The sequence below is a fragment of the Rhizobium sp. C104 genome (assembly GCF_022354505.1).
Lineage (GTDB): Bacteria > Pseudomonadota > Alphaproteobacteria > Rhizobiales > Rhizobiaceae > Rhizobium > Rhizobium redzepovicii.
Genome location: NZ_CP092348.1, coordinates 1,575,577 through 1,601,532, shown reverse-complemented (window position 1 = coordinate 1,601,532; position 25,956 = coordinate 1,575,577). Strand labels below are relative to the sequence as shown.

At 59.7% G+C, this 25,956-nt stretch carries 23 protein-coding genes and 4 pseudogenes; 13 read left to right on the top strand and 14 right to left on the bottom strand.

Annotated elements, in window-relative coordinates; all coding sequences use genetic code 11:
- Window positions 1–116: 116 nt before the first annotated feature.
- Window positions 117–2,158: pseudogene (locus tag MF410_RS09030) on the bottom strand (choice-of-anchor Q domain-containing protein).
- A 767-nt stretch (window positions 2,159–2,925) separates the two neighbouring features.
- A complete protein-coding gene (locus MF410_RS09025) occupies window positions 2,926–3,258 on the bottom strand; it encodes a hypothetical protein (RefSeq protein ID WP_012557530.1) in 333 nt (110 codons plus the stop codon).
- 221 nt (window positions 3,259–3,479) lie between these two features.
- Here MF410_RS09025 and MF410_RS09020 point away from each other — a divergent pair, with 221 nt between their 5' ends.
- Window positions 3,480–3,875 carry a hypothetical protein gene (locus MF410_RS09020; RefSeq protein WP_003586717.1) on the top strand — a complete coding sequence of 132 codons (396 nt, stop codon included), beginning with the start codon at window positions 3,480–3,482 and terminating at the stop codon, window positions 3,873–3,875.
- A 123-nt stretch (window positions 3,876–3,998) separates the two neighbouring features.
- Here the strand turns inward: MF410_RS09020 and MF410_RS09015 are convergent, their stop codons facing one another.
- Window positions 3,999–4,310: a hypothetical protein gene (locus MF410_RS09015; RefSeq protein ID WP_097625342.1), complete on the bottom strand. Its 312-nt coding sequence runs from the start codon at window positions 4,308–4,310 to the stop codon at window positions 3,999–4,001.
- Between the two features lie 169 nt (window positions 4,311–4,479).
- On the bottom strand, window positions 4,480–4,920 hold the full coding sequence (locus MF410_RS09010; RefSeq protein WP_097625343.1) for a DUF3597 domain-containing protein: 441 nt from the start codon (window positions 4,918–4,920) through the stop codon (window positions 4,480–4,482).
- Between the two features lie 505 nt (window positions 4,921–5,425).
- Between MF410_RS09010 and MF410_RS09005 the strand changes: the two genes are divergently transcribed.
- Window positions 5,426–5,998 (top strand): hypothetical protein, encoded by a 573-nt coding sequence (locus MF410_RS09005; protein ID WP_097625344.1) that lies wholly within the window; start codon window positions 5,426–5,428, stop codon window positions 5,996–5,998.
- 78 nt (window positions 5,999–6,076) lie between these two features.
- Here MF410_RS09005 and MF410_RS09000 read toward each other — a convergent pair whose 3' ends face one another.
- From MF410_RS09000 to MF410_RS08985, 4 genes are all read right to left on the bottom strand, one after another.
- Window positions 6,077–6,850 (bottom strand): amino acid ABC transporter ATP-binding protein, encoded by a 774-nt coding sequence (locus MF410_RS09000; protein WP_239620329.1) that lies wholly within the window; start codon window positions 6,848–6,850, stop codon window positions 6,077–6,079.
- Between the two features lie 18 nt (window positions 6,851–6,868).
- Window positions 6,869–8,023, bottom strand: a complete 1,155-nt coding sequence (locus MF410_RS08995) for an amino acid ABC transporter permease (protein WP_097625346.1) — start codon at window positions 8,021–8,023, stop codon at window positions 6,869–6,871.
- A 1-nt stretch (window position 8,024) separates the two neighbouring features.
- Window positions 8,025–9,221 carry an amino acid ABC transporter permease gene (locus tag MF410_RS08990; RefSeq protein WP_097625347.1) on the bottom strand — a complete coding sequence of 399 codons (1,197 nt, stop codon included), beginning with the start codon at window positions 9,219–9,221 and terminating at the stop codon, window positions 8,025–8,027.
- 96 nt (window positions 9,222–9,317) lie between these two features.
- Window positions 9,318–10,343, bottom strand: a complete 1,026-nt coding sequence (locus tag MF410_RS08985) for an amino acid ABC transporter substrate-binding protein (protein ID WP_097625348.1) — start codon at window positions 10,341–10,343, stop codon at window positions 9,318–9,320.
- Window positions 10,344–10,702: 359 nt separating this feature from the next.
- Here MF410_RS08985 and MF410_RS08980 point away from each other — a divergent pair, with 359 nt between their 5' ends.
- Entirely contained in the window at window positions 10,703–11,893 is a 1,191-nt protein-coding gene (locus MF410_RS08980; protein ID WP_097625465.1) for a cystathionine beta-lyase, read from the top strand.
- Between the two features lie 11 nt (window positions 11,894–11,904).
- On the opposite strand, the gene MF410_RS08975 is transcribed toward MF410_RS08980, so the two are convergent.
- Both MF410_RS08975 and MF410_RS08970 read right to left on the bottom strand, forming a co-directional pair.
- On the bottom strand, window positions 11,905–13,059 hold the full coding sequence (locus MF410_RS08975; RefSeq protein ID WP_097625349.1) for an FAD-dependent monooxygenase: 1,155 nt from the start codon (window positions 13,057–13,059) through the stop codon (window positions 11,905–11,907).
- A gap of 28 nt (window positions 13,060–13,087) precedes the next feature.
- The gene (locus tag MF410_RS08970) at window positions 13,088–13,333 is read right to left on the bottom strand and encodes a zinc-finger domain-containing protein (protein WP_003539274.1); all 246 of its coding nucleotides are present in this window, start codon (window positions 13,331–13,333) and stop codon (window positions 13,088–13,090) included.
- A 166-nt stretch (window positions 13,334–13,499) separates the two neighbouring features.
- On the opposite strand from MF410_RS08970, the gene MF410_RS08965 reads away from it, so the two are divergent.
- The 6 genes and pseudogenes from MF410_RS08965 (at window position 13,500) to clpA (ending at window position 19,365) form a co-directional block, all read left to right on the top strand.
- Window positions 13,500–14,285 carry an alpha/beta fold hydrolase gene (locus MF410_RS08965; RefSeq protein WP_097625350.1) on the top strand — a complete coding sequence of 262 codons (786 nt, stop codon included), beginning with the start codon at window positions 13,500–13,502 and terminating at the stop codon, window positions 14,283–14,285.
- A 141-nt stretch (window positions 14,286–14,426) separates the two neighbouring features.
- Window positions 14,427–15,260, top strand: a complete 834-nt coding sequence (gene cysE / locus MF410_RS08960; protein WP_012557537.1) for a serine O-acetyltransferase — start codon at window positions 14,427–14,429, stop codon at window positions 15,258–15,260.
- Between the two features lie 125 nt (window positions 15,261–15,385).
- Window positions 15,386–15,589, top strand: coding sequence for a DUF3126 family protein (locus MF410_RS08955; protein WP_037094675.1), 204 nt, complete (start codon window positions 15,386–15,388; stop codon window positions 15,587–15,589).
- A gap of 272 nt (window positions 15,590–15,861) precedes the next feature.
- Complete coding sequence (locus MF410_RS08950) at window positions 15,862–16,233, top strand: phasin family protein (protein ID WP_097625351.1); 372 nt, start codon at window positions 15,862–15,864, stop codon at window positions 16,231–16,233.
- Between the two features lie 277 nt (window positions 16,234–16,510).
- The gene (gene clpS, locus MF410_RS08945) at window positions 16,511–16,861 is read left to right on the top strand and encodes an ATP-dependent Clp protease adapter ClpS (RefSeq protein ID WP_003586692.1); all 351 of its coding nucleotides are present in this window, start codon (window positions 16,511–16,513) and stop codon (window positions 16,859–16,861) included.
- A gap of 10 nt (window positions 16,862–16,871) precedes the next feature.
- Window positions 16,872–19,365 (top strand): annotated as a pseudogene (gene clpA, locus MF410_RS08940) (ATP-dependent Clp protease ATP-binding subunit ClpA).
- Window positions 19,366–19,457: 92 nt separating this feature from the next.
- Here clpA and MF410_RS08935 read toward each other — a convergent pair.
- The 4 genes and pseudogenes from MF410_RS08935 to MF410_RS08920 form a co-directional block, all read right to left on the bottom strand.
- Entirely contained in the window at window positions 19,458–19,883 is a 426-nt protein-coding gene (locus tag MF410_RS08935; RefSeq protein ID WP_097625352.1) for an HIT family protein, read from the bottom strand.
- 53 nt (window positions 19,884–19,936) lie between these two features.
- Window positions 19,937–21,126, bottom strand: a pseudogene (locus tag MF410_RS08930) (GNAT family N-acetyltransferase).
- 78 nt (window positions 21,127–21,204) lie between these two features.
- Window positions 21,205–21,924, bottom strand: coding sequence for a glycerophosphodiester phosphodiesterase (locus MF410_RS08925; RefSeq protein WP_097625354.1), 720 nt, complete (start codon window positions 21,922–21,924; stop codon window positions 21,205–21,207).
- Window positions 21,921–22,391: a RidA family protein gene (locus MF410_RS08920; protein WP_003586684.1), complete on the bottom strand. Its 471-nt coding sequence runs from the start codon at window positions 22,389–22,391 to the stop codon at window positions 21,921–21,923. Before MF410_RS08920 ends, MF410_RS08925 begins: the two co-directional genes overlap by 4 nt.
- Window positions 22,392–22,527: 136 nt before the next feature.
- Here MF410_RS08920 and MF410_RS08915 point away from each other — a divergent pair, with 136 nt between their 5' ends.
- The 4 genes and pseudogenes from MF410_RS08915 to tsf all read left to right on the top strand — a co-directional run bounded on the left by MF410_RS08915 (window position 22,528) and on the right by tsf (window position 25,949).
- Window positions 22,528–23,364 (top strand): cell envelope integrity EipB family protein, encoded by an 837-nt coding sequence (locus MF410_RS08915; RefSeq protein WP_097625355.1) that lies wholly within the window; start codon window positions 22,528–22,530, stop codon window positions 23,362–23,364.
- A gap of 186 nt (window positions 23,365–23,550) precedes the next feature.
- Window positions 23,551–23,781: pseudogene (locus MF410_RS08910) on the top strand (hypothetical protein); the annotation flags it as partial.
- Between the two features lie 233 nt (window positions 23,782–24,014).
- The gene (gene rpsB / locus MF410_RS08905; RefSeq protein ID WP_003573382.1) at window positions 24,015–24,782 is read left to right on the top strand and encodes a 30S ribosomal protein S2; all 768 of its coding nucleotides are present in this window, start codon (window positions 24,015–24,017) and stop codon (window positions 24,780–24,782) included.
- 240 nt (window positions 24,783–25,022) lie between these two features.
- Window positions 25,023–25,949, top strand: coding sequence for a translation elongation factor Ts (gene tsf / locus MF410_RS08900; RefSeq protein WP_097625356.1), 927 nt, complete (start codon window positions 25,023–25,025; stop codon window positions 25,947–25,949).
- Window positions 25,950–25,956: the final 7 nt, after the last annotated feature.

The window sequence follows — 25,956 nt, the reverse complement described above, 5'->3', positions numbered from 1 at the left end:
GTCACCAGCAACCTTCCGTCGACGATGACGGAGACCTTGGTGTCCGAACGCCTGATCGGCGCTCGGATGTCAGCACGATGGTTGTGGCGATCGGACGACCGCCACAACGGGGACAATTACAGGAGAAAATCGCCTGCCCCCAAGTGGACCAAGCCCTTCAGCTGAACCTCGAAGTCATGAACACCGTCGCCGTTCGTGTCGGCCTGGATAACGGTAACATCGTTCGCGGTTCCGGACTGGTCGTCATAGTGCCAAGCGAGCGCGCCAGCCTTGTGGTCGAACAGGGCATTCTCCTGTGCCTGAAAATGGAAGGTTCCATTGCCCGCCGCAGAGCCATTCGCATCGATCGCCGAGAGGTCGATCTTATCGATGCCGTGCTGGAAGTCGGTGATGACGTCGCGGTTCAAGCCGGACCCGGTTTCCGTCGGTGCTTTCAAGATAAACTTATCCTCGCCGGTGCCACCGGTCATAATGTCCTTTCCGGCACCACCAATCAGGACATCATTGCCGGCGCCGCCATCCAGCTTGTCCGCGCCAGCCCCGCCAGTGAGAACGTTGCCGCCGCCGTTGCCGCCGGTCAGTACGTCGTTGTAGCTTGAGCCGGTCAAGTTTTCGATACTGGCGATCTTGTCGCCGGTCGCCTCGCCGCCCGATGCGACCTTAGTCGCCAAGTTGACGTTGACCGCGCCGGAGCCCGCATAGCTGGCGGTGTCGTTGCCAGTACCGCCGTCGAGCGCGTCCGCGCCGGCCCCGCCCTTCAACACATCACTACCACCGAGACCCTTGAAGGTTTCGTTGCCGCCGTTCGACTGACCGGTGTGTGGCAGGATATCGTTGCCATTGGTGCCGACGAATTCCTTTGTCGGCGCGGTTGGCGTTGTCGGTTGCGTCGGGGTGGTTGGCGTTGTTGGCGTTGTCGGTTGCGTCGGCGTTGTCGGCGTTGTCGGCGTGGTTGGCGTTGCCGGGGTCGAGCTGGAGCCCGATTCGTAGGCACCGATATCGACAGTTCCAACGACGCGAGCGTGGCCGTCCAGATCGACCGATGCGACACCGTATTTGCTGGTTCCGCTGTCGATCGCCGACGAGCCGGAGCCGAGGTGGAAGTTGTCGCTCGCTGCCCCCGCGAATGTCGGGTCGACGCCGAGCTTATTGCCGTTCGCCGTGCTGGGCATCGCGTTGCCGCCGTCGGTCTTGACCGATGCCTGGCCGGCCGTGCCGTTGTAGGTGATGTTGTTGGCCCAGACGACGTTGCTATTGGCGCCACTGGTAGACGTGTTATCGATCGCAGTGTTGTTCTTGTTCACCGATGGGTCCGCTACGGCGACGTTGTTGACCCAGGTGTTGTTGTTCGACGCGGAGTTGCTGAGCTCGCCGCGCCAGGTGCCGGTGTTCGCGTTGTCCTGATTGTTGTGGTATGCGGTGTTGTTTTTCACCGTGACAGAGTCGCTCCAGGTAACCTGAATGCCCTTGCCACCGTTCTCGTAGACGAGGTTGTTCTCAACCAGGGTCTTGAACGTGTAGTTCGGATGACCGCTCGACTGCGTGCTCTGGAAATCGTCGATGATGATGCCATTGCCATCGGTGTGTGCACCCGCCTTCGTGACGTTGTCGTGTGAGATATTGTTCCGCACGATCGTCCGGTAGCCGTCCGTCGAGGTATCGCCGGTAATGTTCCGGTTCTCGTAGATCGAGATGCCCGAGTACCAGCCGGACGACGCGTTATTGTACGTCTCGTTCCCTTCGACCCGGATGAAGTCCGATTGGTTGAACTGAATGCCCAACTCGCCGCTGTCGTGGACAGTATTGTTGAGGATCTGGATGTGGTGGACGTTGTTCGCTTCGATGCCGTCGCCAGTGCCGCCCTTGATGTCAAAGCCGTCGATGACCACGTAGTTGCCGTTGACACTGATCCCGGTGTATGAGCCCGCTGGCGGCCGGATCAGCGCCCCCCGGGCACTTCCGAGCGCAGTGTGATGTTGCCTGCCGCTGAGCCGTCCTTGTCGATGTTGATGGACTCGTTGTAGGTCCCCGCTTTCACCACGACCTCGTCGCCGGGCTTGAGGTTCGACGCCATCGCGTCACCGATCGTGCGGAAAGGCGAGGAGGCACTGCCGTTACCGCTGCTGCTGCCAGTCGTCGCTACGTAGTATGTTGTCATTGTCTTGTTCCTCAACCCCTGCCCGTTAATATTTCAGGTTAATCATGTCTTACGGCGGGGGGTTATAGGGCGACATTTTGGAGGGCGCAACAGCAACGCAACGGTAAGTACTTGAGAAACATAGCCATATTGCCGCCACATTATCCCAATCACTTCGATGTTACGTTTTGAAATATTTGTAGAATTTCGAGTCGCCCAAATTGGGGCAGTATAAATGTCTCGCATTTCGCGAATTATTCTTTCTGCAACTATAGCGAAATGCGTCTATTGAAAACATTAGAAAAACCTGACGGCGTGACTGGAATCCTGTCGTCAGAGGCGGAACCGACATTTTTTTCTGAATTTAGCAATTTTTGGGTAAAATCACCCTAAAAATGCGGGCGGATCGCGATGGTTAGGGGAGGCAGGACCGTAGAATCGCCCGCACTTCGGGGCCCAGAATAAGCCCCGCTCAAACGGATCGGCGATCAGGAAATGCTCTCGTTTTCTGATCTCGATGCAGCATTCGGGTACTCTGAACGCCGCGGCAGGCATGCCGCAAGAAGCGCGCCTGCCACGCCGGGGAAGTCCCGCTCTATGACATCGAGCTTGCTCCGACGGCTGTTGCGATGTCAGCCGTCGCCGAGAAACATCGGCTTTGCAAGGCCTGTCGGCGATACGACCTACAACGGCAACGAAACGTGCCTAAGGTTTGAATGCAAACCGCGTTTCGAGCGGGCCGTTGACGGCTTGCAAGGTCGAGGCTGCAAGCCGTCGCTTGACCCAGTTTAACGCCCTTGGAAAATCTTGATCAGCTTCGGTGTGAACTTGTGGCTTTTGATGTCAACGAAGTCATCGTAGGTGGCGCGACCGGAAATCATCGCCGCTAGAAGCCGATTGCAGGCAACGCGCGGAGCGTCTTTGTCCGAAGCGTTTGTCACGATGCCAGCGTTGCGGCGCGCATTTGCATCGAAGCTCTTCACGCAAATATTGACAGCCTCATTTCTCGCTCTTGCACTCCCCTGCGTCAAAGTAACGAAGGAATCATATTCCTGGCGAGTCGGTACGCAGGCAGCGAGCAAGGCCATGGCAATCAATACTATTATGGTGCGAGTAGGCATTGTTACCTTATTCCTTTAAATATCCGATGGTCGGTTTCTGGTGTTTATTTCGATTCGTGTGATGCAGGAAAGACAACGCGCAAAAATTGCGATGTCGCCCAGAAGAAAAATTGCTGCATTTTGACAGTTCAGCCCTGCCGTATACTGCCCTAATCACAATAGGCGGGATGTTGTTTCGCCCGACGGGTTGTAATTTGCCGCCAATCCTGAGGAGGCGGAACATGAGAACCATCCTATCCAGCGTCGGCGCTGCGGCCTTCATGCTGTCGGCTGTGAACACCTATGCCGTCGATCTTCCGGCCGGCGCCAAGAAGGTCACGATGGAAGAGTTTAAAGCATTTGCTGATGGCAAGCATGTGAAGGTGGAGATCGTTGATCTGGACAAGCCCGTGACCGCTGATCTGGTCTGGAACTGGAAGAAGGGCACGATCACCGGTAAGGCTGATGTCGGCGGCAAAACGATCGACGTGAAAACCAAACTCACATTCAAGGGCGATAAAGCTTGCTCCAATGGCAAGGGCGAAAAACCGAGCTGCCATTCGATCTATATCGACGGCGACAAGTTCTACGAAGTTCGCGATGATATGAAAGTTCATGCGGTCTCGACGGTCGGCTGAAGCTGCGGCTCGATTAAGGAACTTGCTGACATGTGGGCAGTCGCAGTGGACACGGCCCGCCAACACGGCGGGCTGATGTTTTACCTTGAAGGCCCATGACGGATCTGCGCTGCCCGGATCTTCTTAGCGATCGAGGAAATGCTCGAAGTAGATCTCGGGGATCGGGTAGGCGTAGACGCCTCTATCGACGAAGCCGTGTCTGTAGAGGCAGTTTCTCAGCGCCGCGTTGTAATGCAGGCTTTGCGGATCCGGCGAGCCGCGTCGCCAGGAACCCGCCTCCGGCACGCACCACCGGAGCGATTTGTCGTATCGAGCCAGGAGGACCGGATCGGTATCGACCCGGATGCCGCTGTAGGATTGATAGTTTGAAGGAGACTCCGCGGCCGAAATACAGCCCAAGCTAAGCGCAACGCCAACGACTGCCATCAATTTCATTGGATTTAGTTCTCCCCTGATCGATTATCGAAGTAATCGAGCGGAACGTTATTGGTTCCAATGCCTGCGGGCAAGGGGACTTGTGGCCTGCGGTCTGAGCGGCGCATGGACTGGATTGCCGGCGCTCCGTGACAGATGAGCCTCGATCGCGAAGCGCCGGGCTCTTCGATCAATCCAGGAGATCGGCCGGTACTTTGCCGCCATTTTCCGACAGGCGTTTCATCAGTGCTTTGTGCAGCCACATATTCATCTTGGCGGAATCACCGATGTCGCCGGTATAGCCGAGTTCAGAGGCGAGCTCCTTGCGCTCGGCCATGCTCGCATCCATTCCGACCGCTTTCATCAAATCCACGATCGAGTGGCGCCAATCGAGTTTCTGGCCGCTCTTTTTCACGGCCGCGTCGAGGATCGGGACGATATCGACATTTGCTGTGGACGGTGCCGCGGCCGGCTTGCTTTGAGCGGGAGAGGCGGCAGGTGCGGCACTGGGCGCTGCCGGCGGCGAGACGGGCGCCTGGGCGGGTTGCGTCTTCGGCGCGCCTGATGCAACGGGTTCGGCTGCTTTCGCTTCTCCGAAGATTGCATGTTTGATCTTGTCGAAAATGCCCATTCTTGAACCTCCAGTTCCATTAGATGAGAACATGCTGAAACATGGACTTCCTGCCTGATATATCCAGACGGAGGGGAGTTATTTTTGCCTATCTCAATCGATGATGGAAAATCCAGTTTCAAGGCAAGGTGCAGGCGACCCGCAAAACGCTGCGAATGGATCAATCGCCGTCCAGTCGCATCGAGATCTGCGCTTTTCTTGCCCGCTGTGAAGATTGCTGACGCGGCCGGGAAGGAAATACTCGGCCGGCACTCCGGCCGATGCAAGACATGCTCGCTTTCGGCACAGTCGGGTTGGCAATTCGTATTTCAATAACCGTGAAAGATCATTGTACGCCACAGAGCCGACTTGCCCCGCTGTGTTGTGAAACATTCGTCATCCCTTCACGTTGCCTTGCCATGGATGTCCCGCAGGTTGCAGGCGTCCAGACGATCGAAGGCACGCGCGTTCCTCGATTTTCGATTGCCGGGCAGATCGCTTGGCGAATGGGAAACGGAGGAAAAACATGACCCATAATCACAATGGACTATCCCTGGCGGTGCTTGCATCCACCTGCGCCCTGCTTGCCATGCCGGCAAGCGATGCACACGCCATCGATGTCGGCGTATCGGTAAATGCCGGCAATGCCGCCAGCGCCGATGTCGGGGCGTCGCTTGGCGGCGGCAGTGGCATCCGCGCCGATGCCAATGCTTCCGTCGGCGGTTCGAGCGGCGTCAACGCCAATGCGACCGCCAATGCCGGCGGCGGCCGGGGCGTTGATGCCGATCTCAATGCACGCATCGGCGGCTCCAGTGGGCTTGATACCGATGCCACGGCCTCGGTCAGACGCGGCAGCGGCATCGATGCCAATCTCGCCATCGGCGGGGCAGGGGGCAGCAACAAATCCGCGGCAGACGGTAACCTCAGCGCATCGCAGGCCCGCATCCTGGATGACTTCCGGTCGAGGCCGGTCAATGAGCAACGCAAGATGCTTGTCCGTTGCGTTGATATCTCATCGCCTGGCGGCTCGGCCTCAGGTGGTTCTGATTCCGGCCTTGCCGGTCTCTGCAGCCTGCTGCAGGCGTCAGCCTCGCGCTGAACGTGAAAGACCCGCCGAACCGGAAGGCACGGCGGGTCTTTCAAATTGCTCGGTTCCCCAGCCTTATGCAGGATCTGCCTAATGCAGGATCTGGCTGAGGAACAGCTTGGTGCGTTCGTGCTGCGGATTGTCGAAGAACTCGGCCGGGGAATTCTGCTCGACGATCTGGCCCTGATCCATGAAGATGACGCGGTTGGCGACCTGGCGGGCAAAGCCCATTTCATGGGTGACGCACAGCATGGTCATGCCTTCCTCGGCAAGGCCCACCATGGTGTCGAGCACTTCCTTGATCATCTCGGGATCGAGCGCCGAGGTCGGCTCGTCGAACAGCATGATCTTCGGGTTCATGCATAGCGACCTGGCGATCGCCACGCGCTGCTGCTGGCCGCCGGAAAGCTGTCCCGGATATTTGTTGGCCTGCTCGGGGATCTTGACGCGCTTGAGGAAATGCATGGCGATTTCTTCCGCCTGCTTCTTCGGCATCTTGCGCACCCAGATCGGCGCCAGCGTGCAATTTTCGAGGATCGTCAGGTGGGGGAAGAGGTTGAAGTGCTGGAACACCATGCCGACTTCGCGCCTGACCTCGTCGATCTTCTTCAGGTCGTTGGTGAGTTCGGTGCCGTCGACGATAATGCGGCCCTTCTGATGCTCTTCCAGGCGGTTGATGCAGCGGATCATCGTCGACTTGCCGGAACCCGACGGGCCGGCGATGACGATGCGCTCGCCGCGCATGACCTTAAGGTTGATATCGCGCAGCACGTGAAAATCGCCGTACCACTTGTTCATGTTGAGGATATCGACCGCCACTTCCGTTGCGGAAACGGTGAGCTTTTTAGCTGGAGCTTCAGCCATGATTGTTTTCCCTCATTCTTATCGTTTGTGGCCGGTATCGAGATGGCGTTCAATGAATGCTGAATAGCGCGACATGCCGAAGCAGAAAAGCCAGAAGGCGAAGCCGGCAAAGATCAGGCCGGTCAGCGGCGTGACGGCGCTGGCCCAGTAAGCGTCGCTGAAATTCAGGCGGACGATGCCGAGCAGATCGAACATGCCGATGATCGAGACCAGCGATGTGTCCTTGAACGTACCGATGAAGGTGTTGACGATGCTCGGTATGACCAGCTTGATCGCCTGCGGCAGGATGATGAGCCGCATCTTCTGCCAATAGCCGAGGCCGAGCGAATCGGCACCCTCAAACTGACCCTTCGGGATCGCCTGCAGACCGCCGCGGATAACCTCCGCCATATAGGCCGAGGTGAAAATCGCGACGCCGATCAGCGCCCTGAGCAGTTTGTCGACATTCCAGCCGGTGGGCAGGAAGAGCGGCAGCATGACGCTTGCCATAAACAGCACGGCGATCAGCGGAATGCCGCGGACGATCTCGATGAAGCCGATGCAGACTGTGCGGATGATCGGCATATGCGAGCGCCGCCCAAGTGCCAGGATGACGCCGAAGGGAAGCGATACGGCGATGCCGACGAAGGAGAGTACCAGCGTCACCATCAGGCCGCCCCAGAGCGAGGTCTCGACCGGCTCAAGCCCGAAACCGCCGCAGAGCAGCCAAATGGACAGAAGCGGCAATGCGATGAACAGCAAGATGGCGTTCAGCCCCTTGCGCGGGGCGCGGGGGATCAGCATCGGCACCAACAGGACGATGAACAGGATGCCGACGATCGTCGGGCGCCAGCGCTCGGAGAGCGGATAACGGCCATAGACGAACTGATCCATCTTGGCGTTGACGAAGGCCCAGCAGGCGCCACTCCAGCCATCCGGCTGGATGCCGCCCTGCACGGTTGTCGCGCAGAATGTCCGGTCCGGGCCGCTCCAGACGGCCTGGACGAACAGCCAGTTGATCATATGCGGCAGTACCCAGGCGAGAACGGCGAGTGCAAGCACCGTCATCACTATATCCTTGGGTGTCGCAAGCAGGTTCTTGCGGACCCAGGCGAGGGCGCCCCTTTCGCCGGGAGGGGCCGGTTCGGGTGCCAGCATGGCGGTTCTGACGAAGGATTGGTTCGATATCGACATCTTATCGCTCCACCAGGGCCATTTTGGCGTTGAACCAGTTCATGAAGACCGAGGTCACGACGCTGAGCAGCAGATAGGCGACGACCACCAGGAACATGAGCTCGACGGCCTGACCGGTCTGGTTGAGGATCGTGCCGCTGACGGCGAAGTAATCGGCGAAACCGATGGCGATCGCCAGCGACGAATTCTTCGTCAGGTTCAGATACTGGCTGGTCAGTGGCGGAATGATGATGCGCAGGGCCTGCGGCACCACGACGAGGCGCGTGATGCTCGATGGATGCAGCCCGAGCGCGCCTGCCGCTTCCGACTGGCCCTTCGCCACGCCGCGAATGCCGCTGCGTACGATCTCGGCGATGAAGGCTGCGGTGTAGAAGGAGAGGGCCAGGAAGAGCGACATGAACTCCGGACCGATGACGCTGCCGCCGGTCAGGTTGAACTTGCCGGCAACCGGCATGTCGAATGACATGGGCAGGCCGCTTAGCAGGAAGGCGAGAATCGGCAGCCCGACGATCAGGCCGATCGCCGCCCAGATCGTATGGAACTGCTTGCCTGTTGCCGCCTGCCGCTTGTGCGCCCATTTCGTCATCAGGACGGTTGCGACGATCCCGATCAAAAACGCGATGCCGACAACCCACATGCCGGTCTCGAAGATCGGCTTCGGGAAGGCGAGCCCGCGATTGTTGAGGAACATGTTGAGCGGCAGATGCAGCGATTCACGCGGCTGCGGCAACACGGCAAGAACGCCGGAATACCAGAAGAAGATGACGAGCAGCGGCGGGATGTTGCGGAATACTTCGACATAGACGGTGCAGAGCTTGGCGATCAGCCAGTTGCGCGAGAGCCGGCCGATGCCGATGACGAAGCCGATGATCGTCGCGGTGATGATGCCGGTGATGGCGACCTGGATCGTGTTCAGGATGCCGACGAGCAGGGCGCGTCCATAGGTGCTGTCGCTCGAATAGCCGATCAGCGACTGGCCGATCTCGAAACCGGCGCGTCCGCGCAGGAAGGCAAAACCCGATGCCGTATTGCTGCGGGCAAGGTTTGCTGCCGTATTGTGCGCGATCCATGTGATCGCCACGACAAGCACCACGACGGTTAGGATTTGGAAGAAAATACCCCGAATTCTCGGGTCGTACATGGCGGAGCTCAAACTCCAGCCGGTCGCATGCAAAGGTACAGATGCCTCTTGCGTCATGCCGCGCCAATCCCCTGTGAGCCCGTTTTTGGGCTTTTCTTTTTGGAAGAGGAAAGGCGTTTTACCGCCTTTCCCTGCTTTTCAAGCGGTGCGCGATCAGCGAACCGGCGGAGCGTACTGGATGCCGCCCTTGCTCCAGAGAGCGTTGAGGCCGCGTGCGATCTTCAGCGGGCTGCCCTGGCCGATATTGCGCTCAAAGACTTCGCCGTAATTGCCGACGTTCTTGATGATGTTGTAAGCCCAGTCGTTGGTCAGGCCGAGGTCGGTGCCAATCTTGGTATCGGCCTCGCTGCCGAGGAAGCGCTTGATATCGGGGTTCGGCGAGTTCTTCATCTCGTCGACATTCGCCTGGGTGATGCCGAATTCTTCGGCGTTAACAAGCGCATAGGCCGTCCAGGAAACGATGTCGAACCACTGGTCGTCGCCCTGGCGCACAGCCGGGCCGAGCGGCTCCTTGGAGATGATCTCCGGAAGGACCATGTGCTCGTCGGGGTTCTTCAGCGTCAGGCGCAGCGAATAGAGGCCGGACTGGTCGGTGGTATAGACGTCGCAACGGCCGGAATCATAGGCGGCGTTGACTTCTTCAAGCTTTTCGAAAACCACCGGATTGTACTGAAGGTTGTTCGCCTTGAAATAGTCGGCGAGGTTCAGTTCGGTGGTCGTGCCCGACTGCACGCAGATGGCCGCACCTGATAGTTCCAGCGCCGACTTCACGTTCAGGCTCTTGCGAACCATGAAGCCCTGACCGTCGTAATAGGTGACCGGGCGGAAGTTGAAGCCGAGTGCGGTATCGCGGTTGATCGACCAGGTGGTGTTACGCGACAGAATGTCGATTTCGCCGGACTGCAGTGCCGGGAAACGATCTTTCGCCGACAGTGGCGTATATTTGACTTTGGTCGGATCGCCGAGGACGGCCGAAGCGACGGCCTTGCAGAAATCGACGTCGAAGCCGGCCCAATTGCCGGATGCATCAGGCTGCGCGAAACCGAGAAGGCCGGTATTGACGCCGCATTGCACGAAACCCTTCGCTTTGACGTCTCCGAGAGTGGTGGCCGAGGCAGCCGAGGTGCCAAGAGCGAAAACTGCTGCGCCGAGTGCGGCGGACAGAAGCTTGTTCTTCATTTTTTCCCAACCTTTTCCGTTGTCTTATATTTTCTTGTGGGGAAGTTCCGGCGGAAAAACCTGCCGCCCCCAATGTCTCGACACCCTCCCGGCGCGAGTGCCCTATCACAGTCGCAAATGTCACCATGGTCAAGTGTCACCATCAATAATTGCGGCAAAATTCAGAATTTTGGTTGATTGCGCCGCATTCGAGGGCGGTTGGCTATGAAATAGGCGTCCGATTGCGGAAAAATAACGCGAAATTCGGAAATTCCATCATGTCCAAGCGTTGTCGCCAACCCACGGTCAAGGGGTTGACCGGAAACGGCGGGGCGTCCAAAAGTCTGGTTTTGCGCCCCTCGCCAAAGGCTATTTCCGACATGAAAGAAAAAGACAGCTTGCTGCAGAATGCCGGCATCAACACCCGCCTGACGCATATCGGCAACGACCCTTTCGACTATCACGGCTTCGTCAATCCGCCAGTCGTGCATGCCTCGACGGTGCTGTTTCCGAATGCGCGCACGATGGAGACACGCTCGCAGAAATACACCTATGGAACGCGCGGTACGCCGACGACGGATGCGCTCTGCGAGGCAATCGACGCACTCGAAGGCTCGGCCGGCACGATCCTCGTCCCCTCGGGCCTTGCAGCCGTGACCATTCCGTTTCTGGGTTTCGTCGCCGCCGGCGACCATGCGCTCGTCGTCGATTCGGTCTACGGCCCGACGCGCCATTTCTGCGACACGATGTTGAAGCGTCTTGGCGTCGAGGTCGAATATTACGACCCGTCGATCGGCGCCGGCATAGAGACGCTCTTCCGACCGCACACCAGGGTCGTCCACACCGAGGCTCCCGGCTCCAACACCTTCGAGATGCAGGATATCCCGGCGATCTCGGCGGTGGCGCACCGCCGCGGCGCCGTTGTCATGATGGACAATACCTGGGCGACGCCGCTCTATTTCAAACCGCTCGATCACGGCGTCGATATCTCGATCCACGCATCCACGAAATATCCCTCAGGCCATTCCGATATCCTGCTTGGAACCGTGTCGGCCAATGCCGAGCACTGGGAGCGGCTGAAGGAAGCAAACGGTGTGCTCGGCATCTGCGGCGCGCCCGATGACGCTTACCAGATCCTGCGCGGATTGCGCACCATGGGCCTGCGTCTGGAGCGGCATTATGAAAGCGCGCTTGATATCGCGCAATGGCTGGAGGGCAGGGAGGACGTCGCCCGCGTGTTGCATCCGGCCTTGCCGAGTTTCCCCTCTCATTATCTATGGAAGCGCGATTTCAAAGGCGCCAGCGGCATCTTTTCCTTCGTGCTCGCCGCCGATGGCCCGGAAAAATCCAGGGCAAAGGCGCATGCCTTTCTCGACGCGCTCCGGATCTTCGGTCTCGGCTATTCCTGGGGTGGCTTTGAAAGCCTCGCATTGCACGCCTATCTCAACGACCGCACGGTCGCCAAGGCTCCGACGGATGGTGCTGTCATCCGCCTGCAGATCGGCATCGAGGATGTGGTTGACCTCAAGGCCGATATCGAAAGGGGTTTTGCCGCCGCAAGCGCTGTCTGACACGCTGTGCTTTATGGCAGACGCAGAGCCCGGTACCCGTAAATCCAGTCGAGGTCCGCCGCCAGGCTTTGCGGCGGCTTGAGGCCGAGCACGAGATCGCGGCCGATCCGGATTGGCCCCTTCGCATGATAGGCGAACCGGTTGAAGGCGCCGCGCTGGCGAAGTTTCGCGATGCGTGGCGCCCGATGGCTTTCAAAGAGCTTTATAGCTTCCGCCGCCGGACGATTGGAAAGAAACACGGCAAGTTCGTAGGCGTCTTCGATCGCCATGGCCGCGCCCTGTGCGGCAAAGGGCATCATCGCATGCGCGGCATCGCCGATCAGAACTGTCTTGCGGCCGTCCTGCCACGCACCGGCGGAGGTTTCGAACAGCGGCCAGAACGTCAGCTTCCGGCGTTGGTCGAACAGCGAGACGATCGCGGCGTTCCAGCCCGAAAAGCGTTTCCTGAGTTCTGCGCGCTGCTCGGCCGTCGGCTCGCTTTGCCAGGCCTGCGGCGCGCTGTTGCCGGCGGTTATCGCCACCATGTTGAAGTTGGCAGTCTCCCTCAAAGGGTAGCAGACGAGATGTGCCGAGCCGCCGAGGAAAGCGCATACGCTTTGTCGGTCGAGGAAGCCGGGCGCTTCGGTTTCGGCAATGGTGAAGCGGTAGGCGATATTGCCGGAAAACCGTGGCGAGGGGCTGCCCGGAACCAATTGTCGCAGCTTCGACCAGACGCCGTCGGCGCCGATGACGGCATCGGCGTCCCGCTCGAAATCCGGCAGCGCCGATTCCATCCTGATACCAAGGTGAAGCCGGCAGAGCGGATCGGCCTCGACCGCGGCCAAAAGGGTTTTCTGCAATGTGCTGCGATGCAGGACGCCATAGGGAGCGCCCCAGCGCTGCCGTGCGAATGTGCCTGCAGGCACGGCTGCCAGCTGGCGCAGCGAACTGCCCGAGATCAGCCGGATCGTTTCCGGCTCGAGCCAGACCTTTGACAACCCGTCAAGGATACCAAGTTCGGCAAGAATGCGCGAGGCGTTGGGCGAAACCTGCAAGCCGGCGCCGACCTCGGTGAGTTCACCCGCCTGCTCGAAGATGTCGGAGCTGATGCCCCGACGCGAAAGCGATAGCGCAGCGGTCAGCCCCGATATCCCGGCGCCGATGATGGCGGCATGTTCGACCGGCATTATCCGTCCGATCCGAAATCTGGACGGGTTACGCCGCCTTCACGTGGAAAACGCAGCCGGCCGGGTTGGTCTGGCTCGGCTTGAGCGCGGAATTGAAGCGATAGAGCGTCGAACAGTAGGAACAGACCTTCTCGTTGTCGTCGCCCATGTCGATGAAGATATGCGGATGGTCGAACGGGGCCGAAGCGCCGGTGCACATGAATTCCTTGACGCCGACTTCGATAACCCGGTGACCGCCGTCGTTCTGGAAGTGGGGAATGTTGTGGCCGGCCATGTCGCTCTCCGAATGCTTGAAATCTGCGCGGACCTTATAAGCCTTCGCCGCAAATGTGTAGAGCCAAAGCGCCGCGGTGGGTACTGTTTTTAGGCACAGTTTCTAGCTTCACGATGAATGGCGGCTCGATTATGGTCGCGCGGAAAAGGCCCTGAAGGAAGACGCGATGAACCTGAACACGCCTGCATTTTCAAGCTTCACCCATGACGGATTGAAGCTCGCCTTCTTCGATGAGGGCGATCCGGCCGGCTTGCCCGTCTTGTTGATCCACGGATTTGCTTCGACCGCAAACGTCAACTGGGTGCACCCCGGCTGGCTGAAGACGCTGGGCGATGCCGGCTACCGGGTGATCGCCATCGACAATCGTGGCCACGGCGCAAGCGACAAGCCGCACGATGCCGAAGCCTATCGTCCATGGGTGATGGCCGGCGATGCGATCGCGCTTCTGGATCATCTCGGCATCCCGGAAGCCAATGTCATGGGTTATTCGATGGGCGCGCGCATTTCGGTCTTTGCCGCCCTTGCCAATCCGCATCGGGTCCGCTCGCTGGTGCTCGGCGGTCTCGGCATCGGCATGACCGACGGCGTCGGCGACTGGGATCCGATCGCCAATGCGCTGCTTGCTCCCTCGCTCGAGGACGTCACGCATGACCGCGGCCGCATGTTCCGCGCCTTCGCCGAACAGACTAAGAGCGATCGCGTCGCCCTTGCCCTCTGCATCCGCGGCTCGCGCGATCTCGTTGCCCGCACGGATATGGGAAGGCTCGACATGCCGACGCTGATCGGCGTCGGCACAAAAGACGATATCGCCGGCTCGCCGCAGGCGTTGGCGGCGCTGATGCCTGATGCCGAAGCGCTGGATATTCCGGGCCGTGATCACATGCTCGCCGTCGGCGACAAGGTTTTCAAGCAGGCGGTGCTGGCCTTCTACGCGAAAGTCGCCAGCGGGTGACATTGGTGGGTGAGATCATCATGATGCCGAAAACCCATGCTAAAAAACCATGGCGACGGCACCCATTTATGTTATTGGCGTTTTCCACTATATATTGGCATTCCGAAAACGGCATTCCTGTTGGCAACGAGGAGAGCGGCCATGGTCGCCAAGACTGATATTCGTGCTTTTGAGACAGGCCATCCGCTAAAGGTGATGGATCCCATCTGGGACAGCCTGCGCGAGGAAGCCCGGCTCGCCGCCGAACGGGACCCGGTTCTCGCCGCCTTCCTCTACTCGACAGTGATCAACTACCATTCGCTCGAGGAATGCGTCATCCATCGCATCTGCGAACGTCTCGATCACCCCGACATGCAGGCGAACCTGCTTCGCCAGACCTTCGAGGAAATGCTCTCCGATTGGCCGGAATGGAGTTCCATTCTGCGCGTCGACATCCAAGCCATCTACGATCGCGATCCCGCCTGCCTGCGGTTCATGGAAGCCGTGCTCTATTTCAAGGGCTTCCACGCGCTGCAGACACACCGTCTCGCCCATTGGCTGCTGAACCGCGGCCGGCGAGATTTCGCGCTCTATCTGCAGAGCCGTTCTTCTAGCGTCTTCCAAACCGACATCAATCCGGCCGCCCGGATCGGCAAAGGCATCTTCCTCGATCACGCCACCGGCCTCGTCGTCGGCGAGACGGCTGTGATCGGCGATAACGTCTCGATCCTGCACAACGTCACGCTCGGCGGTACCGGCAAAGAGGGCGCCGACCGCCATCCGAAGATCGGCAGCGGCGTCATGATCGGCGCCGGCGCAAAGATCCTCGGCAATATCGAGATCGGCTACTGCTCACGCATCGCCGCCGGTTCCGTCGTCTTGAAAGCGGTGCCGCCGAAGAAGACGGTCGCCGGCGTACCGGCCAAGGTCGTCGGCGAAGCAGGTTGTTCCGAGCCGTCGCGCAACATGGACCAGGTGATCGGCGCCGATATCTGATCGGCTGCCGGAAGGATTGGGAAAGGTCGGCGGGGACGAAAATTGCCAAGTGGCAACCTTGCCTTTACACCGCTGCTTTTCCTGTGCAAGAAGCGGTCAATCAAGACCGTTTACGGAGATACAGAGTGAAGCCTGAAGAAATCAAGAAGCTCGACGCCTATTTCAAACGCATGCTCAATCCGCAGATCGTCGTCAAGGCGCGTCCGCGCAAGAATGATTCTGCAGAAGTCTATCTCGGCGAAGAATTTCTGGGCGTCGTCTATATCGATGACGAGGACGGCGACCGCTCCTACAACTTTTCGATGGCGATCCTCGACGTCGATCTCTAATCCGCTCGAACGCTTTCCAAGGGACCGAACGGCGCGATCCGTTCGGTCTTTTTCGTTTTCTGGGCTTCAGTTCAAAATTTATTTGAAGCTTCAGGTTGCGTTTATATGATATATATTAGCAAAAACAGTTAAAGACGTACGTGCCCCGGCGCGCATCCTTTGTTTTATTATTGTTGCACAACCGGTGGGTGTTTTGCAATGCACAAGACTACTTGACTATTTGTGCGTTGCAGCTACCCTGCCGCCATCCCACAGCCCAACGGAGGACGGTCATGTTCAACTTTGACGACGCAAACAAGAAGAGCAAGGAAGCCGTTGATACGGCGCTGAGAACCTATTCGGATACGACCAGGGGCTTTCAGGCGATCGCTGCCGAAGCTGCGGATTATTCGAAGAAATCCTTTCAGGACGCGGTTACGCATTTCGAAACGCTGGCTGGCGTCAAGAGCTTCGAGGCGGCTTTCGAACTTCAGACCAACTACGTCAAGTCCTATTTCGAAGGTCTCGTTTCCGAGACGACGAAGCTCAGCGAGATGTATGCCGATCTCGCCAAATCCGCTTACAAGCCCTATGAAGCGCCGATCGCCGCTGCCGTCGCCAAGACCAGCCGGCAGGCGCAGCCTTCCACACCAGCCGCTGCATGAATTGATTGCGACGGCGCAACCTGCGCTACATATTGAAAATTATGGACCGGCTACGCATCTGTAGCCGGTCTTTTTGTTTCCACTTTATGCTGCAGTACCTCCGTGGGATTGGCCGGGGACTTTTTTGGTCTTTCCCGTGCATGCCGGCCATTTCTTGATTGCAGTGACTGACAGGGGGCTTAAAATCGGCCTATTATGAACTAAGTTAGTGTTTCAGATATTCGGCGGGAAAAGCACCCTCCCATGCTCCGCCGGATTGCTTGAGGAATGAATGACAATGATCGCAAAGCCGATCCGGATGCAGAACGACAGCGATAGGAACGGGGAGAACGGAAATCGAACCTCGGTCATCACACGCACCAAGCCGAAGACCAAGAAGCCCAATCTCTACCGCGTGCTGCTTTTGAATGACGACTACACGCCCATGGAATTCGTCATCCATATTCTGGAGCGTTTTTTTCAAAAGGATCGTGAAAGTGCCACCCGCATCATGCTCCATGTCCATAACCACGGCGTCGGCGAATGCGGAATATTCACATACGAGGTGGCGGAAACGAAGGTCAGCCAGGTGATGGACTTCGCCCGGCAGCACCAGCATCCGCTGCAATGCGTCATGGAAAAGAAGTGAGGATCTGAACGTGCCAACATTTTCGCCTAGTTTAGAGAAGGCGCTCCATCAGGCACTGACCTTTGCCAACGAGCGGCACCACGAATATGCGACGCTCGAGCATCTGCTGCTCGCCCTGATCGACGATGCCGATGCGGCCGCGGTCATGGGCGCCTGCAATGTCGATCTCGACGCGCTGCGCAAGACGCTCGTCGAATATGTCGATAACGAACTCTCCAATCTGATCACCGGATATGACGAGGATTCAAAGCCGACATCCGGCTTCCAGCGTGTCATCCAGCGCGCCGTGATCCATGTGCAATCGTCCGGCCGCGAGGAAGTGACCGGCGCCAACGTGCTCGTCGCGATCTTTGCCGAGCGCGAAAGCCATGCCGCTTATTTCCTGCAGGAGCAGGAGATGACCCGCTACGACGCCGTCAACTATATCTCCCACGGCATCGGCAAGCGCCCGGGTGCTTCGGAAGCGCGGCCCCCGCGCGGCGCCGAGGAGGAAGCCGAGAGCAGCAAGCCGACGGCGCGCGGCGGCGAGGAAGAGGGCGGCCCGAAGAAGCAGCAGGATGCGCTCAAGGCCTATTGCGTCAACCTCAACGAGAAGGCCAAGGGCGGCAAGATCGACCCGCTGATCGGCCGTCACGCCGAGGTGAGCCGCACCATCCAGATCCTGTGCCGCCGTTCGAAGAACAATCCGCTCTATGTCGGCGATCCCGGCGTCGGCAAGACGGCGATCGCCGAGGGCCTGGCCAAGCGCATCGTCGAAGGCAAGGTTCCCGAAGCGCTCGCCGATGCGACGATCTTCTCGCTCGACATGGGCACACTGCTTGCCGGCACGCGCTACCGCGGCGATTTCGAGGAGCGCCTGAAGCAGGTCGTCAAGGAACTGGAGGAATATCCGGGCGCCGTGCTGTTCATCGACGAGATCCACACGGTGATCGGCGCCGGTGCCACCTCGGGCGGCGCGATGGATGCATCGAACCTCTTGAAGCCGGCCCTGTCGTCGGGCGCGATCCGGTGCATCGGGTCGACCACCTACAAGGAGTATCGCCAGTTCTTTGAAAAGGACCGGGCGCTGGTTCGCCGATTCCAGAAGATCGACGTCAGCGAACCGTCGATCGATGACGCGATCGAGATCATGAAGGGCCTCAAGCCCTATTTCGAAGAATATCACCACCTGCGTTATTCCAACGATGCCATCAAGTCGGCCGTCGAACTCTCGGCCCGCTATATCTCCGACCGCAAGCTGCCGGACAAGGCGATCGACGTGATCGACGAGACGGGTGCTGCCCAGATGCTGCTCCCGCCCTCGAAGCGCCGCAAGCTGATCACCGAAAAGGAGATCGAGGCGACGGTCGCCACGATGGCGCGCATTCCGCCGAAGACCGTCTCCAAGGATGACGAAGCGGTGCTTGCCAATCTCGAGCAGGAACTGCGCTCGGTCGTCTATGGCCAGGATATCGCCATCGAAGCGCTTTCGACCTCGATCAAGCTGGCGCGTGCCGGCCTTCGCGAGCCGAACAAGCCGATCGGCGCCTATGTCTTCTCCGGTCCGACCGGCGTCGGCAAGACCGAGGTGGCAAAGCAGCTGGCATCGTCGCTCGGCGTCGAGCTTCTGCGCTTCGACATGTCGGAATATATGGAGCGGCACACGGTGTCGCGCCTGCTCGGGGCACCTCCCGGCTATGTCGGCTTCGACCAGGGCGGTCTGTTGACCGATGGCGTCGACCAGCACCCGCATTGCGTGGTCCTGCTCGATGAAATCGAGAAGGCGCATCCCGACATCTACAATATCCTGCTGCAGGTCATGGACCACGGCACGCTGACCGACCATAACGGCAAGAAGATCGACTTCCGCAACGTCATCCTGATCATGACGACGAATGCGGGCGCGTCCGAAATGGCCAAGGCGGCGATCGGCTTTGGCTCGTCTAAGCGCACTGGCGAGGACGAGGAGGCGCTGACCCGCCTGTTCACACCGGAGTTCCGCAACCGTCTCGACGCGATCATTCCTTTCGCGGCACTCCCGACGGCCGTCATTCACAAGGTCGTGCAGAAGTTCATCATGCAGTTGGAGGCCCAGCTTTCCGAAAGGAACGTCACCTTCGACCTGCATGAGGACGCGATCGCCTGGCTGTCGGAAAAGGGTTACGACGAGAAGATGGGCGCCCGCCCGCTGGCCCGCGTGATCCAGGACACCATCAAGAAGCCGCTTGCCAACGAAATCCTCTTCGGCAAGCTGAAGAAGGGCGGCGTCGTCAACGTCACGGTCGGCCCGAAGGAAGACGGCAAGCCCGGCATCGTGCTGGAGGCCATCCCGGATACGGCGCCGATCAAGCCGAAGCCGGAAGCCGAGGTCGTCCATCCCGACGCCGACGACCAGGGCGACGGCGAGCTGAAGACCAAGGCGGCGCCCAAGACTTCGCGCCAAGACGGTCCCGCAGGCCGAGCCCGAGGTTCGCGACGCCCCGAAGAAGGGCAGCACGGTTCCGAAGGTTCCGCGCAAGAAGTGAGCTTTCCTCGTTGAATTGAAAAAGGCCGCGTCATCGCGGCCTTTTTCCGTTTCTGCTCTTTCCGTAGCCTCTGTCTCGCTTCGGGATCAATGTCAGGCCAGTGCCGCCCGGATCTTTTCTGCATGAGCGGCAAGCACGGCGCCATCTTCCATCTTGCCGGAGTGCGGCTTGAGTGCGGCGCCCTCGTGGCGCGGGATGACGTGGAAATGCAAATGAAAGACCGTCTGCCCGGCGGCCGGTTCGTTGAACTGGGCGACGAACACGCCGTCGGCGTCGAAGACGTCCTTAACTGCATTGGCAATCTTCTGGACGACGGTAATCGCATGGGTGAGGGTGGCTGGATCGGCATCGAGAATATTGCGCGACGCCGCCTTCGGCACGACGAGCACATGGCCCGGCGCTTGCGGCATCACATCCATGAAGGCGACGGTATGCTGATCCTCGTAGATACGGTGCGAGGGAATTTCGCCGCGCAGGATCTTGGCGAAGATATTGTTGTCGTCATAGGCGCTGGTCATCGCGAAATCTCCTCATTTCCTCTTGATCGGGTAACGCCGCCGGCAGGGCGGCGTCAATCCTCCTGCTGGCGCTCGCCTTTGCGGAACGGGCTGTGCTCGCTCAGCAGCTCGCTCATCTGTTCCACATCGGCGCGCTCGCGGGCGAGATAGTCGCCGATCGCCCGGCGAAGCCCGGCATGGGCGACATAATGGGCCGAATGCGTCGTCACCGGCAGGTAGCCGCGGGCGAGCTTGTGTTCGCCTTGAGCACCGGCCTCGACCCGCTTCAACCCTTTCGATAGGGCAAAGTCGATCGCCTGATGATAACAGACCTCGAAATGCAGGAAGGGATGATCCTCGACGCAGCCCCAGTGACGGCCATAGAGCGTATCGCCGCCGATGAAGTTGATGGCGCCGGCGATATAGCGTCCGTCACGCTTGGCCATGACAAGCAGGATGTCGTCGGCCATGCGCTCGCCGATCAGCGAGTAGAACTTGCGGGTGAGGTAGGGCCGGCCCCATTTGCGCCCACCGGTATCCATGTAGAACTTGAAGAACTGGTCCCAGATGCGTTCCGTCAGGTCACGGCCGGTCAGCCATTCGATGCTGATGCCGTTTTCGAGCGCGGCGCGCCGCTCCTTGCGCAATGCCTTGCGTTTGCGCGACGCGAGCGTTTCGAGAAATGCCTCATGATTGGCATAGCCGTCATTGATGAAATGGAACTGCTGGTCGGTGCGGTGCAGATAGCCGTCCATCTCGAAGACGCCGATCTCCTCATCGGGCACGAAGGTGACATGGGCAGACGAGATGCCGAGTTGGCGCACGACCTCCTTCAGGCTTTCGGCGATCGCGCTCTGGATCGGCAGCCGCTGCAGTCCCTCGGCGACGAGAAGACGAGGCCCCGTCGCCGGGGTGAAGGGGATCGAGCATTGGAGTTTGGGATAATACCGCCCCCCGCCCGCTCGAACGCATCGGCCCAGCCATGGTCGAAGACATATTCGCCCTGGCTGTGGCTCTTGAGGTAGCCGGGCAGCGCGCCGATCAGTTCGCCGCGCTCGGTCTCGAGCAGCAGGTGGTGGCCGAGCCAGCCGGTCTCGGCGCTGGCCGAACCGGACTCTTCCAGCGAAGACAAAAAGGCGTGCGAGACGAAGGGGTTATAGGCAAGCGTCGGGCAAGTCTTCGATGCCCCGGAAAGCCTGGACCAGCTCTCCGGGGAAATCGCGGTGAAGGAGCGTTCTACGCGAATGGATAGTTCATCGGTCATGGGGCAGATGCGAAGCCTGTGGTAGGATGATCTCGGCTCTGCCTCAGTCTGCGCATGATCTTGGCCAAAAAGCGAGCGTCAAACCGCCACACGCGGGTCGAAGCCCTCGAAGGTCATCTGGTCCGCGTTGGCGAAGGTGAGCCGGCGCGCTTCTTCGTCGCGCACCGTCCAGGTGATGACGGGGATGCCCTTCTCACGTTCGCCTGTGATGAAGGCGTTCGGCAGGTCGTCATAATAATAGGAGATGAAATCGAGACCGATCTCCATCGCCTTCGCATGCGTCGCAAACTCCTCCGGTGTGTTGCCGTTGGCGGTAAGACCAAGCGGGTAGGGGGCGTCAAGCGCCTTCAGATCGCGCAGCAGCCAGTGGTCGAAGCTCATCAGCGCCACCTTGCCCTGATAATCCTGAAGCACTTCGAGCACGGCTTCTGCAAATCCCTCGTCATCGGCCTCGCGGCCCTTCAGCTCCAGCACCAGCGGCACCTTGCCCTGGACGAGATCGAGAAGCTGGCGGAGCGTCGGCACCTTGTCTCCAGTGCCGCCGACGGCGATCAGTCCGAGCTCACGGGAGGTGCGCTCGCGGATGTCGCCCGGAAGATTGCAGAGCCGCTGCAGGTCCTCGTCGTGAAAGACGACCGGCACGCCGTCGGAGGCGTAATGCAGGTCGCATTCGATCGCAAAGCCCGCTTCGACGGCACGTGAAAAGGCCGAAAGCGTGTTTTCCCAGACGAGCTTATTGAGGTCGTGATAGCCGCGATGGGCGACGGGCACGTCCCGAATCCAGGCCGCATTGGTCATTCCGCGATTTCCATGATAGCATCGATCTCGACGGCGGCGTTCAGCGGCAGGGCGGCCATGCCGACGGCGGCACGAGCATGTTTGCCGGCCTCGCCGAGCACGCCGGCAATCAGGTTCGAAGCGCCGTTGATGACGAGATGCTGCTCGACGAAGTCGGGCGCCGAGGCGACAAAGCCGTTCAGCTTGATGACGCGCCGGATGCGGCCGAGATCGCCGCCAAGTGCTGCCTTCGCCTGGGCTAGGATGTTGATGGCGCAGAGCTCGGCGCCGCGCTGGCCGCTCGCAACGTCCACGGTCTTGCCGAGATGGCCGGAGACGGCGATCTTGCCGCCTTCGAGCGGCAGCTGGCCGGAGATGTAGAGGAGATTGCCGCTGATGACGTAAGGAACGTAATTTGCAGCAGGCGCTGCGGCTTCGGGCAGGGTTATCCCCATCTCAGTCAGGCGCTTTGCAATTTCATCCGACATTTTCGTCTCCGCTTTTGTTGTCAATTCTTCAAAAATTATGCATCAAGACTAGAATCTTTAATATGACAGGTTCGAGCCTCGATTTGGCCGAAAGCGTTCTTATAACATCGCGACCGAGTCCAACAGGAGTTAATGAATGTTCCGATCAGGTCTTGTCGCTCTGCTTTTCGCCAGCGTTTCCGCCAATGCATGGGCGGCCGCGCCCGCGGTAAGCGCTGCGATCGCGACCGGCCTCGTCGCACATCGCGCGGTCTACGATCTGGAACTGAAGGACGCCTCTGACCGCTCCGGCATTGCCGGCATGTACGGTCGCATGGTCTATGAGTTCGACGGCAGCTATTGCCAGGGCTTCACCACCAACTTCCGCTTCGTGACGCAGATCGACACCGGCGACAGCGTCCGCGTCAGCGACCAGCAGACGAAGACCTTCGAGAATCTCAAAGACGGCAAGTTCACCTTCGACACCAAATCCTTCACCGACCAACAGCTCGACAAAGAGGTCAACGGTGCGGCTCAGGATCAGCCGGACGGGGTCAAGGTCGATCTCAAGCAACCGTCGAGCCGCGAACTGCAGCTTGCCGAAAGCCGGTTCCCGACCGAACATATGCTCGACGTGATCCAGAACGCAAAGGACGGCAAGCGCTTCTTCGAGGCCCGCGTCTTCGACGGCTCGGATGACGGCGACAAGTCGCTGGTGACGACGACGATCGTTGGCAAACAGGAGACGCCGGTTGCCGAGGAGGCAGATTCCGGAAATGCCGGCGCTTTCTCCAAGACGGCCTTCTGGCCGGTGACGATCGCCTATTTCAACGAGAATGCAAAATCCGACGCTCTGCCGGTCTACCGTATGTCGTTCAAGCTCTATGAGAACGGCATCACGCGCGACCTGACCATGGATTACGGCGATTTCGTTCTGACCGGCAAGCTCGCAAAGCTCGAGCTGCTCGACCGCAAGGCCGAGGTTTGCAAGTAAGCCTGCAAAGCTTTTCCAACTGTCATAAAACTGTATCATAAAGTTCATTATTGTGCGGCGACCAGCGTCTTCCGTCGTCCTGCTTTTCGGGTCGGTGTGATCCTAGCGGCCAGTCCATCGTGACAAGGCCTGCTTATTGCGAAGATGGGTCTCCAGGCGATTACCTTTCGCAAGCCTGGAAAGCCCGCCTCGCTGACCGTCGTCGACGAGAACGCCGATCGGCTGATCGAGGCGCTGGTGAGCCCGAAGCTGCAGGAACTGGCCTGGACGAGGCACGGCTTCGGCGGTCCGCCAGGAGCCGCCGCCGGCACCGCCGACAGCGCAATCGGCAGCCTGCTGCCGGCCGAGGTCGATGCCGTCCTGCCGATGCCGGACGCCGAGCTGATGCTGTCGCTGCTGACGATGCTGGCAAGCTGAGCGGACGCATGCGAAGGGCGGGGCAGCGGCTGAATTTCTCGGCATAAACCTTGTTTGTCTGCCGATTGGAATGTTTTCCTTGCTTTTATGCCGGACGGAATGTATGGGCAGCGGCATTCCACACGTAAGGCATGGGATTGTCCGGGAGAAATCCGGATCGTTCCGCCCGGTGGCATTCTCGAAGAGGATGCTGTTCGCCTTGCGGAGGTTCAACCGGAAAAGGATACAAAGGCATGGCATTGCCCGATTTCTCTATGCGCCAGCTTCTCGAAGCAGGCGTCCACTTCGGTCACCAGACGCACCGCTGGAACCCGAAGATGAAGCCGTACATCTTCGGCGATCGTAACAACATCCACATCATCGACCTGGCTCAGACCGTTCCGATGCTGTCGCGCGCCCTGCAGGTCGTCAGCGATACCGTTGCCCGCGGCGGCCGCGTTCTCTTCGTCGGCACCAAGCGCCAGGCGTCCGAGATCATCGCCGACAGCGCCAAGCGTTCGGCCCAGTACTACGTCAACTCGCGCTGGCTCGGCGGCATGATGACGAACTGGAAGACGATTTCCAACTCGATCCAGCGCCTGCGCAAGCTCGATGAGATCCTCAACGGCGAAGCCCAGGGCTTCACCAAGAAGGAACGCCTGAACCTCGAGCGCGAGCGTGAAAAGCTCGACAAGGCTCTCGGCGGTATCCGCGATATGGGCGGCACTCCGGACCTGATGTTCATCATCGACACCAACAAGGAAAAGATCGCGATCGACGAAGCCAAGCGCCTCGGCATCCCGGTCGTTGCCATCATCGACTCGAACTGCGACCCGGACCTGATCGACTATCCGATCCCGGGCAACGACGACGCATCGCGCGCCATCGCTCTTTACTGCGAGCTGATCTCCCGCGCGGCCATCGACGGCATTGCGCGTCAGCAGAGCTCTTCCGGCCGCGATCTCGGCGCATCCTCCGAAGTTCCGGTCGAGCCGGCTCTCGAAGAAGCAGCCGAAGGCTGATGAAAGCTGGCGGATCGAAAGGTCCGCCAAAGCTTGCATGACTGGGAAAGGCCGCTCGCGAACTGATCGAAGTTCGGCGGCCTTGCCTGTTTCAGGGCGAGGGCATCAGGCTCTTTGCCAGATAAGTTTCGTTATGACGCGTCTTCATCACGCTGTCATACATACAGGTACATTTCGTGCCTCAATCCGGTGCCGCGCCGCGCTTTGCGGCCCACCGTATGAACCGACAAGAGGAAGCTAATGAGCGAGATTACGGCTGCGATGGTGAAGGAACTGCGCGAAAAGACCGGCGCAGGCATGATGGACTGCAAGAAGGCTCTTGCTGAAACCGGCGGCGACATGGAAGCGGCGATCGACTGGCTGCGCGCCAAGGGCATCGCCAAGGCCGACAAGAAGTCGGGCCGCACCGCTGCCGAAGGCCTCATCGGTGTTTCGAGCCAGGGCACCAAGGCCGTTGTGGTCGAAGTCAATTCCGAAACCGACTTCGTCGCCCGTAACGATGCCTTCCAGGATCTGGTCCGCGGCATCGCCAAGGTTGCCGTCTCCACAAACGGCACCGTCGAGGCCGTTGCGGCTGCGACCTACCCGGCATCCGGCAAGTCCGTTTCCGACACGATCAAGGACGCGATCGCAACGATCGGCGAGAACATGAACCTGCGCCGCTCGGTCGCGCTCTCCGTCGAGGACGGTGTCGTCGCCACCTATATCCACAATGCTGTTTCCGACGGCCTCGGCAAGCTCGGCGTTCTCGTCGCGCTGAAGTCGACCGGCGACAAGGAAGCCCTGAACGCAATCGGCCGCCAGGTCGCCATGCATATCGCTGCGACCGCACCGCTGGCGATCCGCCCCGAGGAAGTCGATGCCGCCGTCGCCGAGCGCGAGCGTAACGTCTTCATCGAGCAGTCGCGCGCTTCCGGCAAGCCGGACAACATCATCGAGAAGATGGTCGATGGCCGCATGCGCAAGTTCTTCGAAGAAGTCGCCCTTCTCTCGCAGGCTTTCGTCATCAATCCGGATCTGACCGTCGCAGCCGCCGTCAAGGAAGCTGAAAAGGCCGTCGGCGCGCCGATCGAAGTTGCCGGCATGGCCCGCCTTCTGCTCGGCGAAGGCGTCGAGAAGGAAGAAACCGATTTCGCAGCCGAAGTTGCGGCTGCCGTCAAGGGTTGATCTTCCA

Coding starts and splice junctions, on each gene's coding strand:
- MF410_RS08935 (WP_097625352.1), bottom strand. CDS start 19,883: ATGACCAGCGCCTATGACGACAACAATATCTTCGCCAAGATCCTGCGC.
- MF410_RS08995 (WP_097625346.1), bottom strand. CDS start 8,023: ATGTCGATATCGAACCAATCCTTCGTCAGAACCGCCATGCTGGCACCC.
- MF410_RS08985 (WP_097625348.1), bottom strand. CDS start 10,343: ATGAAGAACAAGCTTCTGTCCGCCGCACTCGGCGCAGCAGTTTTCGCT.
- MF410_RS08915 (WP_097625355.1), top strand. CDS start 22,528: ATGTTCCGATCAGGTCTTGTCGCTCTGCTTTTCGCCAGCGTTTCCGCC.
- clpS (WP_003586692.1), top strand. CDS start 16,511: ATGATCGCAAAGCCGATCCGGATGCAGAACGACAGCGATAGGAACGGG.
- tsf (WP_097625356.1), top strand. CDS start 25,023: ATGAGCGAGATTACGGCTGCGATGGTGAAGGAACTGCGCGAAAAGACC.
- MF410_RS08980 (WP_097625465.1), top strand. CDS start 10,703: ATGAAAGAAAAAGACAGCTTGCTGCAGAATGCCGGCATCAACACCCGC.
- MF410_RS08990 (WP_097625347.1), bottom strand. CDS start 9,221: ATGACGCAAGAGGCATCTGTACCTTTGCATGCGACCGGCTGGAGTTTG.
- MF410_RS09000 (WP_239620329.1), bottom strand. CDS start 6,850: ATGGCTGAAGCTCCAGCTAAAAAGCTCACCGTTTCCGCAACGGAAGTG.
- MF410_RS09010 (WP_097625343.1), bottom strand. CDS start 4,920: ATGGGCATTTTCGACAAGATCAAACATGCAATCTTCGGAGAAGCGAAA.
- MF410_RS08970 (WP_003539274.1), bottom strand. CDS start 13,333: ATGGCCGGCCACAACATTCCCCACTTCCAGAACGACGGCGGTCACCGG.
- MF410_RS09025 (WP_012557530.1), bottom strand. CDS start 3,258: ATGCCTACTCGCACCATAATAGTATTGATTGCCATGGCCTTGCTCGCT.
- MF410_RS08950 (WP_097625351.1), top strand. CDS start 15,862: ATGTTCAACTTTGACGACGCAAACAAGAAGAGCAAGGAAGCCGTTGAT.
- rpsB (WP_003573382.1), top strand. CDS start 24,015: ATGGCATTGCCCGATTTCTCTATGCGCCAGCTTCTCGAAGCAGGCGTC.
- MF410_RS08975 (WP_097625349.1), bottom strand. CDS start 13,059: ATGCCGGTCGAACATGCCGCCATCATCGGCGCCGGGATATCGGGGCTG.
- MF410_RS08920 (WP_003586684.1), bottom strand. CDS start 22,391: ATGTCGGATGAAATTGCAAAGCGCCTGACTGAGATGGGGATAACCCTG.
- MF410_RS08965 (WP_097625350.1), top strand. CDS start 13,500: ATGAACCTGAACACGCCTGCATTTTCAAGCTTCACCCATGACGGATTG.
- MF410_RS09015 (WP_097625342.1), bottom strand. CDS start 4,310: ATGAAATTGATGGCAGTCGTTGGCGTTGCGCTTAGCTTGGGCTGTATT.
- cysE (WP_012557537.1), top strand. CDS start 14,427: ATGGTCGCCAAGACTGATATTCGTGCTTTTGAGACAGGCCATCCGCTA.
- MF410_RS09020 (WP_003586717.1), top strand. CDS start 3,480: ATGAGAACCATCCTATCCAGCGTCGGCGCTGCGGCCTTCATGCTGTCG.
- MF410_RS08925 (WP_097625354.1), bottom strand. CDS start 21,924: ATGACCAATGCGGCCTGGATTCGGGACGTGCCCGTCGCCCATCGCGGC.
- MF410_RS09005 (WP_097625344.1), top strand. CDS start 5,426: ATGACCCATAATCACAATGGACTATCCCTGGCGGTGCTTGCATCCACC.